The following is a 10250-nucleotide window of genomic DNA, read 5'->3' on the forward strand; positions in this document are numbered from 1 at the left end:
CAGTTAGTATCCTTCCCGACCTTCTCATAATAAGAGCCATAGACTTATTGAAAGTATAATATATTTGCGGCTTTTGTCGTGAATATATTATATGGAGGTCTTTTGTTATGAAAGGACAAAAAACATTTGAGGAACATTTGAGAAAGAGTAATCTTTCGGAAAACACCATTACATCTTATCTGTGGACAGTGAACTACTATCACGAACACTACGAAACAATAAGCAAGGAAAACCTGTTGGCATACAAGGGGTATCTTATGGAGTTTTACAAACCTAAAACCGTAAATCTTCGTATTCAAGCTATGAACAAATATCTTGAATATCTCGGAAAGGAACGGTTGCAGTTAAAAGCGGTGAAAGTCCAACAAAAGAATTTTCTTGAAAATGTAATCAGCAATGCAGATTACAAATTTCTGAAAAAGCAGTTGAAGAAGGACGGAAATATGGAGTGGTACTTTGTAGTGTGGTATCTTGCCGCAACCGGTGCCCGTGTAAGCGAGTTGATTCAGGTTAAAATTGAACACGTGGAGCTTGGCTATTTTGATTTGTATTCAAAAGGTGGTAAATTGCGAAGATTATATATACCGAAAAAATTGAGAAATGAAATTTTAGCTTGGCTGGATGAAACAAACCGTTCCTCCGGCTATCTTTTTCTTAACCGCTACAGTGAAAGAATTACTACAAGAGGTATTTCGCAGCAGTTAAAAAATTACGCCGATAAATACGGTCTTGATAAAAAAGTGGTTTACCCACATTCTTTCCGCCATCGTTATGCAAAGAATTTTCTTGAGAAATATAATGATATTGCTTTACTTGCTGACCTTATGGGACACGAAAGCATTGAAACGACAAGAATATATCTTCGCCGTACTGCAAGTGAGCAACAAGCACTCGTGGATAAAATAGTCACTTGGTAAAATCAGAACCGCCCTCACACGAGAGCGGTTCTTTATTTATGCTACTTGGGTTGCAATATCATCAAGTGTAGCAAATATTTTTTTAATTTCGTCTACAATTCGTTTTTGTTCTGCAAGAGGCGGAAGTGGAATATTAAGACTTAACATATCATCTCTTGAAATTCCAGGTATTAACCCATTTGCAGTCTTTTTAATTTCCATAACTATTGACTCCAAAAAGAGTTTTATGTATTCAAGATTTATATTTTTGTATACTCTAATTGCCATTATTTGACGAGCTATATGAATATTGCCATATTTATTTATAGCAAGTTCTCCAACAGTTCCTTTGCAAGTTATAAGTATATCATTTACTTCTGAAATAGTTTTTGGAACTGTCGTCCAGCGATTGATTAGTATGTTTCCATTTATAAAATTGCTCGCACCAGTTATATACGGAATTCCTATACTCTCTGCGTTATATTCATTCTTGTTTAAATCTCGTCCAGAAATTAAGGTTGCACAATCTTTAAAATTAACCAATTCCCACATTTCCGGCAAATCTTGATAATAAGAGTTATCATCACCTTTGAAGATGATGGATTCCTTTTTATCACGCTTGATTTTGCCTGCTTTGATGAGTTCTTCTTTTTCTGCCCTTATGCGTTCAAGAAGTACGGAAGCAGGCTCATCATTCGGGTCTTGTGGCACAAGTTTGCCTTGTATTGCAAGGTCAAGGACTTTAGATTTCAATATTATCGTCATTGCAGATATATCTTGATAATTGCTTTCAAGTGAAGCAATTAGTGATATAGTATTATTGACGGAGTCTACTATTCTTTGTTGCTCAGCTACAGGAGGCAATGCACATAGATACTCGTTTGCTGTTGTAATAGTGATTGTGTCTACAGTATTTCCATATGTTTTTGTGTGTATTTGTGATTGAAGCAAAGGAGAGTCTATCATAAGTTTTGCATACTCTGAAACGATACCAGAGTATTTGTTTTCAAAACATAAGACACTTGCATCTTTGTAATAAAAGGTATCTCTTTCTTTCACTACATACACTTTACCTATCGTTCCAACACCAGTCACCATTAAGTCGCCTGCTGCTGGGACACCGTATGTTTCCTTTAAATTTCTATAATGTTCTTCAGAAATAAACAAGTCGTTATTGACATAACCGTCGTTTGCTAATTTTACAATTTCTCTTGCCCTATAAAAAGGTATGCCCTTACTTTTCCATTCTGACTGCAATACTCTTTTTGCCGAACCTACAAGAAAAAGATTTCTTAATCTACACCACGCCCACCCCTCTGGCAAGTCAAACGGTAGCTCATCCTCGATACATTTCACTGTTCCGTCTGTAAACTGCTCATAATGTAAATTATCATCACCCTTAAAGATGATTGTATCATTTTTTATATCCTTTGCTTTTAGCTTTCCTTCCTTGACCATTTGCTTTTTTTGCTCACGAATTCTTTCAAGTAAAACGGTTGCCGGCTCATCATTCGGGTCTTGAGGCACGAGTTTACCACGAATGGCAAGGTCAAGCACTTTTTCTCTTAACGCTTTTGTATCAATCATAAGTCAATTCCTCCGAGAATTTCTTGGAGTTTTGATACGGCATCACCGATTGCAGTTGCTTTTTCCTGCATTTCAGAAAGAAGCTCCGTAATTGTGCGGTCATCTTTTTCGGTTAAATCTATCCATTTGAAATCGAGTTTTAATTGGTCACGGGAGTAAACTTCTTCTTCGTTGATTTTTCTCCATCTACCATTGGGGTTTTCTTCAGAATAAGTTTCTTTTCTATCTTCCAAGTGACCCGAACAATAGCAATTCACAAAATCATCAAGGTCTGCACGAGTCATAGGCTTTGTTGCCATTGTGTGTTTTATACCTGTTCTGTAATCATAAACCCAAATGTCTTTTGTTTTTTCGCCCTTTTCAAAGAAAAGCACGTTTGTCTTAACACCACCAGCGTAAAAAATACCTGTCGGCAATCTGAGAATGGTGTGCAGATTAAAGCCAGATAATAATTTTTCACGAACCTTTGCCGTAGCATTTCCGTCAGTAAGAACATTGTCAGTAAGAACTACAGCAACACGACCACCGGTTTTAACGATGGACATTATATGCTGCAAGAAGTTAACCTGATTATCCGATGTTTTTATAAATTCCGGTCTTGCACTGTCAACTGCTACGCTGCCTTGCGGTCTTGTGCCGAAAGGTGGGTTTGCAAGAATTACATCAAACATTCTGTCCGATGTATCCAGCAATGAATCCTGACAAACGATTGGACTCTTTTCTGTTCCAATATCGTGTAAATATAAATTCATTGATGCAAGGGTAACAACAAGCGCTGTATTATCTGCACCAAACAAAGCATTGTTTTTTAGAAAATTCTGCTTTGACAAATCCTTACTTTGGGGTTTCATATGGTCAAAAGCAGCAAGAAGGAATCCACCGGTTCCGCAAGCCGGGTCAGCAACCGTTTCGGTGATTTTAGGGTCAATTACATCAACCATTGCTTTGATAAGCGCACGGGGTGTAAAGTATTGTCCGGCACCGCTTTTTTTATCCTGACCATTCTTTTCAAGGATTGATTCATAAATTGCACCCTTGAAATCGCCCTCCATCATATACCAGTTTTCATTTCCAACCATTTGGAACACTTTTGCAAGATGAACAGGACTATTGATTTTATTAGATGCTTTCGTAAAGATAGTGCCAATAAGCCCATCATCTTTTGAAAGCTCTTTCAATACTTCCTCATACTTGTCAATAAGGTCATCCCCATTAAGTTCAACAATATCTTTCCACTTATATCCATCGGGGATAGAGCTGCCAAGACCTAATTCTTCCTTTTCCACATCCATTTTGAGAAAAAGAATATATGTAAGTTGAGTGATATAGTCTGTAAATCCAACACCGGCAGCCGCAAGAACATTTGCAATGTCCCATACTTTTTTTACCAGTGTTGCTTCGCTTTTTTGAATATCTGCCATAGTATTATGCCGCCTTTAAAATAAATTTTGCAAGTGTAATAATTTCTTCCGATAGAACAGGTGCGCCAAAGTTTTTTATTCCTTTACGCCATAGGTCTGTATCAAAAGCATTCAATTCTTTTATGCTGATTGCGCCTTCCTCAATAATGTAATCAGCTATCTGTTTCATAATTTCTTTTTGGTCATCTGTAAGTTCACGCTGAGCCTGTCCGCAATAAAGGTTAAATCTTTGGGAATAGCCCTTAATAAGACTTACAAGTTTATTGCTTTTCTTATATGCATAGCGAACAAGCTGAATAAGATGTGTTAAAGCCCTGATGTTTTGCTTTGTATCCAATTCTTCAACATTGCCGTCATTATCGAGAATTTTATAGTTTTTCCAAATGTAATAGGGCGTAAATTGTCCGTTTTCGGCAATCAATTTGTCCTGCAACTCTGTAAGCATTGAATATGTAATTACAGTATCTTCGGAATTATAGATAATTCGGAGAGCTTCAATCTTATCTGCATTATCATTCAAATATTGCTCAAAGTTAGCAATAAAGCTTTTTGCCGTTTCTTTGGAGAAACCTTTATAAATTACCTCATCCTCTTTTTCGGGAGTTACAGCGTAATAACCCCGGAGCATTTCAAGAAGTTTCTTTCGTGCTGATAAATTACTCATCAAACAGAAAATCAAGTTTTTACGAGCAGAATTTTCATCCGAAATATTCTCAAAAGGAGATAGTAAGTTCTGCGAAAGTGCTTGATTGATATTATTTGCTAATCCTCTTGGTGAAAAACCATAATCGGAAATAAACATATTTAAATGTCTTTCGAAAAGAGGGTGGTCCTCATATCGTTTTTGTATTGTTGCACAATAATCACGAAGCAGAGCGAGATTTTCATCAGAAACCTCGCCGTGTGATAGTCTTTCCAAAAGCTGGTCTAAACGCAAAGGCTTTGGATTCCCTCCTTTTCCGCCTTTGCCCGGTTGCGGAATATGCTTATCAGATTCTGTTACGCCCACAGCATCGACAATGTAGAAGCAATTTTTATTATCTGCATTCGGCGTAACTTCTCTTAATTTATCCTCGTTAAGTGTTCTACAGCCTCTGCCTTTCATCTGAGTATATAAAACATCAGATTTCACATCGTTCATAAAAAGCACAACTTCTAAAGGCTTTACATCCGTACCGGTTGCAACAAGTGTAACCGTAACAGCTATTCTAAAATCCTTTTCCGTTCTCAAATCACGAATAAGGGCATTGGAATCTCCTGCTGAATAAGTGATTTTTTGTACAAAGTTGTCCGGCACTTTTTCGCTTGTGAATTTTTCGGCAAACACCTTTTTTGCAATCTCAACGATTTTTGTTGCGTGATTATTATCCTTGGCAAAGATAAGTGTTTTAGGGATATAGTTCCAATTTTCTTCTCTTTCCGGATATAAGTCAGTATAAATTGATTCCATATAGGATTTCAAGACGGACTCTATCTGATTAGGATTGATAACAGAGCGGTCAAGCTGGTTTGGCGCATAGTCAATGCGTTGCTGTGCCTTGTATTCATCAACGATTTCACCGGAACGATTAACATCTGTAACTGTTTCGCCTTGATTGATTGTGCCGCCGTGAACTGTTGCGTCGGTAATTATTCTGTAAACTCGTGCAGGAACATTAACACCGTCAACAACGGAATCTTCGTATGTATATTCTTCAACAATATTTTTATTAAAATACGCATATGCTTCGGGAGTAGGTGTTGCAGTTAAGCCAAGAACTTTTGCGTCCTTAAAGTAATCAAGAACTGCTTTCCATTTGCCGTAAATTGAACGATGACATTCATCAACAATGATAAACTGGAAGTAATCCGGAGGTAATTTCAAATCTTCGCCAAGAACGATATCAGGCTCGTTTTTAGTAACATCCTTCAAGCCCAATTTTTCGTCTTCTTTATCTTCGTCATCTTCCGTTATAGTCTGTCCCGTAAGCACCGCAAATAATTTTTGTATTGTAGATATAATGATATCGCCCTGAATATTTTCGGGTTTTATAAGGCGATTAATTTGATAAAGTTCGTTCATCGGCTTTTGTTTTTCGGTGCGGTCGAACAAACTAAATTCTGTTTCTGTCTGTCGAGCAAGATTATTTCTGTCAACAAGGAAAAGTACACGCTTGGTAAGCGTATAGTTCAACAGACGGTAGGACGCAAGACAAGCAAGATATGTTTTACCTGAACCCGTTGCAAGAATTGCAAGAGCCTTTTTCCTGCCGGCTTTCAACGATGCTTCAAGTTTTACTTCAGCATCATACTGGCAGTCACGAAGTCCTTTTTTCTCAATTCTCGGTAACGCACCATATTCAGATTTTTTACCAAGCATTTTTAGCATTTTTTTCGGTGAGCGCATCTCCGAAAGCTCTATATATTCGCTGTCCGCTTCAAGCATATTTTTAAAATAAATCTTATTACCATTTGCGAGATATACAAAGGGAATCTGATTTGGAAACCACAAACCAACCCAACCTTGCGGATTTTTAGAATACCATTCAGCTTGTTGTGCAACAATATCGCCGAGAGAATTATCCTCAGCTTTGGCTTCGACAACGGCAATCGCTTTATCATCAACAAAAAGAAGATAGTCACTTTCCTTATTTCCTTGCATTAAGGCTTCTTTAACCGCAGAAGCATTAAAGGGAATATACTCGTCACGAGCGACAATATCCCATCCTGCATCAGTTAATTGCTTGTCTATTTTTATTCTTGCTTTTTCTTCAGGTAACATATCTGTTATCCTCCTGTAAAAGTCTTGCTTCCTGATAACTAAAATTATCGGAAGTTAAATATGATTTTCTACAAACTCTATGTAGGCTTTACTGATTTTAAGCTAAACTTTATTTTGTGTCATCAGGAAGGAATTCCATAATGTCATCTATATTACAATTTAACGCTAAACAAATTTTACCTAAAATATCTACCGTCACATTTTCGCCTTTGCTCATTTTTGTAATTGTGTAATTGCTAATGCCAGCAGCTTTAGCAAGGTCTTTCTTCTTCATATCGTGGTCAATTAATAACTTCCACAATTTTTTATAACTCACAGTCATAATCTACCTCTTAAAGATTTAATAATTACTACACAAGTATATAACAAAATCTAAAAATTTCAATGATAATCGAGCAATACCATTATTTTATTTAGTAGTTGCGATACAGCAAACAGCGATTTATGTGTTTTTGTTAAAGGTTTTAGGGTGTCCCTAATGACTACCGTTTTGGCTATCAAAATGGTCTGCTCGCTAAGATTAAACAAACAAATTTGGGTTCGTACAAAACAAGGCACCACCAACGGATTCTTTTACTCCGAAGGCTGTGCCTTTTCGTTATGCTATGTATAAATTACTTTGATTTTTTTCTTCTTGGCTTGCAAAATTTTGAGCAGAACATCATCAACGCAGTCCGTATATTTGCCCGCCGAGATAAGAGCGTTTTTCTCTGAAATAAGACTTTCGATTATCAGTTTTCGTTCTTCCGATGTGAGATAAATATGATACTTTCTCATACAAATATCACTTCCGTATTAACGATTTCGGTTGCTCGATTACGGATGTTATTCATCTTTTGAACCCATAACATCATATCGTCATCTTTCAGGCGTTCCGTGATATTTTCTTTCTCGGCAAGTGATTTTACAAGCTGCTGAAACATTTCTTCAGCTCGTGTATCAACTTCTGCAATGTACTGGTTGAGCGTGCCTTTAGTCAAATAGTTGTAGTAAATTATGCGATGATTTTCTTTCAAATGTCTGCGGTATCGCTGTCCCCATATGCCGATTTCATATTCTTTCTGTTCATCCAATTCCACATTAGGAAGCATATAATCTCCCGCTTGATAAAACTCAACACATTGCTGCTCAAATATAGTTTTCATAGAAAAATCCTCCTGTAATTTGATTGTTCTATCATTTTACAGAAGGATTTTTATTAATGACTTTAGTCAGTTTCGTTCGCGGAGCGTACGAAACAAGAAAACCGCGCGCTTCTACGCGTGGATGGAATAGCTTTAGCGATAAAAACTCCTTTCGATATACTAATAAGTGGCTACCAACCGCTTATTTTATCGAAAGGAGTTTTTCTATGTCTAAAGACGACAAAAGTTTATCACATACTAGATGGAATTGTAAGTATCACATAGTCTTCACCCCAAAATATAGAAGAAAAGTAATCTATGGGGAATTAAGAAAAGATATTGGAAGAATATTGAGGAAGCTTTGTGAGATGAAAGAGGTAGAAATAATCGAAGCACACGCAATGCCAGATCATATTCACATGTTGGTAAAAGTACCACCAAAAATAAGTATCTCGCAGTTCATGGGCTACTTGAAAGGAAGAAGTGCGACGCTTATCCATGAGCAGCATGGAAACTTAGTCTATAAATATGGAAATAAAAGTTTCTGGTCAAAGGGGTATTACGTGAGCACAGTCGGTCTGAACCAGAAAACAATTAAAAAATATATACGAGAGCAAGAATCAGATGATCGAATCCGAGATAGTATAAGTAAACGAGAATACGTTGATCCATTCAAAATGAAGAAAAAGAAATAAAGTAGCGAGCGAAGAGCGGTTGGTGGTCTTTTAGAAAGCTCCATTTATGGAGTAGGCGAGTAGTGACCTCTTCTAGAGGTGTTAAAAAGCCACCCGTTCTCACGGGTGGATGTGTTACTTGAGTCAGAGTGTTTCTGATTTAAATACGACGAGTCGAAATCTGGCTGGAAAAGTTGGCGGTGTCGGAAAGAATGCGGCAAAGGCGAGTGTCTCAGGAAAAGTTGGCGCGACAACGATGAGATTCTTTAGAGATCGTAAGACAACAACGAAAACGGAGGGATAACAACATGACTAGACGTGGAAGATTTTTTGCAGGAGCCTTAATTGGTGGAACGGCAGCAGCTGTAGTAGCATTGCTATTAGCACCAAAATCGGGTAAGGAAATGCGTGAAGATTTAGCGAAGAAGACAGATGAATGGTTAGACTTAGCTTCAGATTATACCGATGATTTTGTTTCAAAAACCAGTGAAGTGGGATCGATTGTAAAAGAACGTGCTTCTGATTTGGGCGATCAAGCCAATGACTTAGCTTCAAACGTGAAGAGTAAAGTAAGTGATTCGATGGATGACATGGACGATATTACTTCTGATACGTTAGAAGATTTAAAACGCCAAAGCTCTGATCTATCTGATCGTTTCCGCAAAGCAGCCGGCGATGCCAAAGATGTTGCAGAAGATGTTTCAGAGGATATCGTGATTGATGCTAAGGAGACAAAAGAAGCGGCGAAGGAAACCGTTACTAAAGGCGCCGATGAGTTAGCAGATAAAGCCAAAGAAGTAAATGAAGAAAAACCGGCTTTCGAGGAAGTCAAAGAAGAATTAAAAGAAGAAGTCGAAAAAAATAATCCAGAATAAAAAATCTAGTCCTCAGCTTTGAGGGCTATTTTTTTATGCGGAAAGTATAAAAGTTTCTCATGAATAAATCGCTTTACAGCAGGTGTATTCATGTCCGACTTCACGAACTAGCTTTTCTACGCAAGCTACGCATACAGTTACTGCTAAACTCCGTTAAGCAGAACTAACATTTCGGCAATAAGCAAAAATATTTCTAAATTTGAGAAGCACCAGGTAGGTACCAATCAACATCAGTTCTCTTCGATCACTGTGTTTCTTGGCAATTTAGAAATATTTTGGTCTTATTGCTGAGACACACAGCGACTACTTGCAGAGCTGATGTGGAACAGTACCTACCTGGTGCTCAAAAGCTGAGCGAGTTCGTGAAGCCTTTTTTATGCAGAAAAATCGGTTTGCTTAAGAAAATCTTTCAAGAAATAGACTCATTTTAAAAGTGTTGCGTGCGCAACGCCTGTTGTTGCTGTAATCTCAAGATATAGTAAATAATAATAGAGGATTATTAAAGAATGAATAAAAGAAAATCTTGGATTTGGTTTCTATAAGTATTGGAGAATAAAGAAGATTTTGTTTCTAAAGATGGGGACAAAAAATGATAGTGAAAATGGTACCTAGAGGCATTCCAGCGCAGATTTTTTTTAGTATAGGAAAATGTGGGATAAAAAATAATAAAAAAGTGCTTGTTTTTATACTTTCGTGTGCAGCAATTTCTCTCATTCTTCCGCTAGGCTATTTTGTTATCAATCTGGTATTTTTAGGGGCTTCTTTTCCAGAAGCGTTTTATGATTTTCTTTTGACGTTTGTCCTCATGTTTGTGGTTACGTTTATAGGGCTATTAGAGAGCAAAAAAATGAATAGCAACCAAAAAACTCTAAAAGATTATTTAGAGCATTTTTTGTAGAGAAACATTTATTG

At 37.1% G+C, this 10250-nt stretch carries 10 protein-coding genes; 5 read left to right on the plus strand and 5 right to left on the minus strand.

Annotated features, from left to right (window positions below; genetic code table 11):
• Positions 1-107: 107 nt before the first annotated feature.
• Positions 108-917: a tyrosine-type recombinase/integrase gene (locus A5883_RS12260; protein ID WP_086338695.1), complete on the plus strand. Its 810-nt coding sequence runs from the start codon at positions 108-110 to the stop codon at positions 915-917.
• A 36-nt stretch (positions 918-953) separates the two neighbouring features.
• Here A5883_RS12260 and A5883_RS12265 read toward each other — a convergent pair whose 3' ends face one another.
• From A5883_RS12265 to A5883_RS12285, 5 genes are all read right to left on the minus strand, one after another.
• Positions 954-2483, minus strand: a complete 1530-nt coding sequence (locus tag A5883_RS12265) for a restriction endonuclease subunit S (RefSeq protein ID WP_086338696.1) — start codon at positions 2481-2483, stop codon at positions 954-956.
• Positions 2480-3904 carry a type I restriction-modification system subunit M gene (locus tag A5883_RS12270; protein WP_086338692.1) on the minus strand — a complete coding sequence of 475 codons (1425 nt, stop codon included), beginning with the start codon at positions 3902-3904 and terminating at the stop codon, positions 2480-2482. Before A5883_RS12270 ends, A5883_RS12265 begins: the two co-directional genes overlap by 4 nt.
• Before the next feature lie 4 nt (positions 3905-3908).
• Positions 3909-6665, minus strand: a complete 2757-nt coding sequence (locus tag A5883_RS12275; protein ID WP_086338691.1) for a type I restriction endonuclease subunit R — start codon at positions 6663-6665, stop codon at positions 3909-3911.
• 109 nt (positions 6666-6774) lie between these two features.
• Positions 6775-6987: a helix-turn-helix domain-containing protein gene (locus A5883_RS12280; RefSeq protein WP_086338690.1), complete on the minus strand. Its 213-nt coding sequence runs from the start codon at positions 6985-6987 to the stop codon at positions 6775-6777.
• 451 nt (positions 6988-7438) lie between these two features.
• The gene (locus tag A5883_RS12285; RefSeq protein ID WP_086338689.1) at positions 7439-7810 is read right to left on the minus strand and encodes a TnpV protein; all 372 of its coding nucleotides are present in this window, start codon (positions 7808-7810) and stop codon (positions 7439-7441) included.
• Between the two features lie 206 nt (positions 7811-8016).
• Here A5883_RS12285 and tnpA point away from each other — a divergent pair, with 206 nt between their 5' ends.
• The 4 genes from tnpA (at position 8017) to A5883_RS12305 (ending at position 10236) form a co-directional block, all read left to right on the plus strand.
• Positions 8017-8484 (plus strand): IS200/IS605 family transposase, encoded by a 468-nt coding sequence (tnpA, locus tag A5883_RS12290; RefSeq protein ID WP_086338688.1) that lies wholly within the window; start codon positions 8017-8019, stop codon positions 8482-8484.
• A gap of 118 nt (positions 8485-8602) precedes the next feature.
• Positions 8603-8767: a hypothetical protein gene (locus A5883_RS12295; RefSeq protein WP_254907850.1), complete on the plus strand. Its 165-nt coding sequence runs from the start codon at positions 8603-8605 to the stop codon at positions 8765-8767.
• 4 nt (positions 8768-8771) lie between these two features.
• On the plus strand, positions 8772-9338 hold the full coding sequence (locus A5883_RS12300; protein WP_086338687.1) for a YtxH domain-containing protein: 567 nt from the start codon (positions 8772-8774) through the stop codon (positions 9336-9338).
• Positions 9339-9927: 589 nt separating this feature from the next.
• Positions 9928-10236: a hypothetical protein gene (locus A5883_RS12305; protein ID WP_086338686.1), complete on the plus strand. Its 309-nt coding sequence runs from the start codon at positions 9928-9930 to the stop codon at positions 10234-10236.
• Positions 10237-10250 lie beyond the last annotated feature (14 nt).

This window comes from Enterococcus sp. 5B3_DIV0040 (assembly GCF_002140755.1).
In the GTDB taxonomy this organism is placed as follows: Bacteria; Bacillota; Bacilli; order Lactobacillales; family Enterococcaceae; genus Enterococcus_D; species Enterococcus_D casseliflavus.

What these genes read in the sequence shown, in the direction of transcription:
- A5883_RS12265 (WP_086338696.1), bottom strand. Translation starts at nt 2,483, where the DNA reads ATGATTGATACAAAAGCGTTAAGAGAAAAAGTGCTTGACCTTGCCATT.
- A5883_RS12270 (WP_086338692.1), bottom strand. Translation starts at nt 3,904, where the DNA reads ATGGCAGATATTCAAAAAAGCGAAGCAACACTGGTAAAAAAAGTATGG.
- A5883_RS12260 (WP_086338695.1), top strand. Translation starts at nt 108, where the DNA reads ATGAAAGGACAAAAAACATTTGAGGAACATTTGAGAAAGAGTAATCTT.
- A5883_RS12280 (WP_086338690.1), bottom strand. Translation starts at nt 6,987, where the DNA reads ATGACTGTGAGTTATAAAAAATTGTGGAAGTTATTAATTGACCACGAT.
- A5883_RS12285 (WP_086338689.1), bottom strand. Translation starts at nt 7,810, where the DNA reads ATGAAAACTATATTTGAGCAGCAATGTGTTGAGTTTTATCAAGCGGGA.
- A5883_RS12300 (WP_086338687.1), top strand. Translation starts at nt 8,772, where the DNA reads ATGACTAGACGTGGAAGATTTTTTGCAGGAGCCTTAATTGGTGGAACG.
- A5883_RS12305 (WP_086338686.1), top strand. Translation starts at nt 9,928, where the DNA reads ATGATAGTGAAAATGGTACCTAGAGGCATTCCAGCGCAGATTTTTTTT.
- tnpA (WP_086338688.1), top strand. Translation starts at nt 8,017, where the DNA reads ATGTCTAAAGACGACAAAAGTTTATCACATACTAGATGGAATTGTAAG.
- A5883_RS12275 (WP_086338691.1), bottom strand. Translation starts at nt 6,665, where the DNA reads ATGTTACCTGAAGAAAAAGCAAGAATAAAAATAGACAAGCAATTAACT.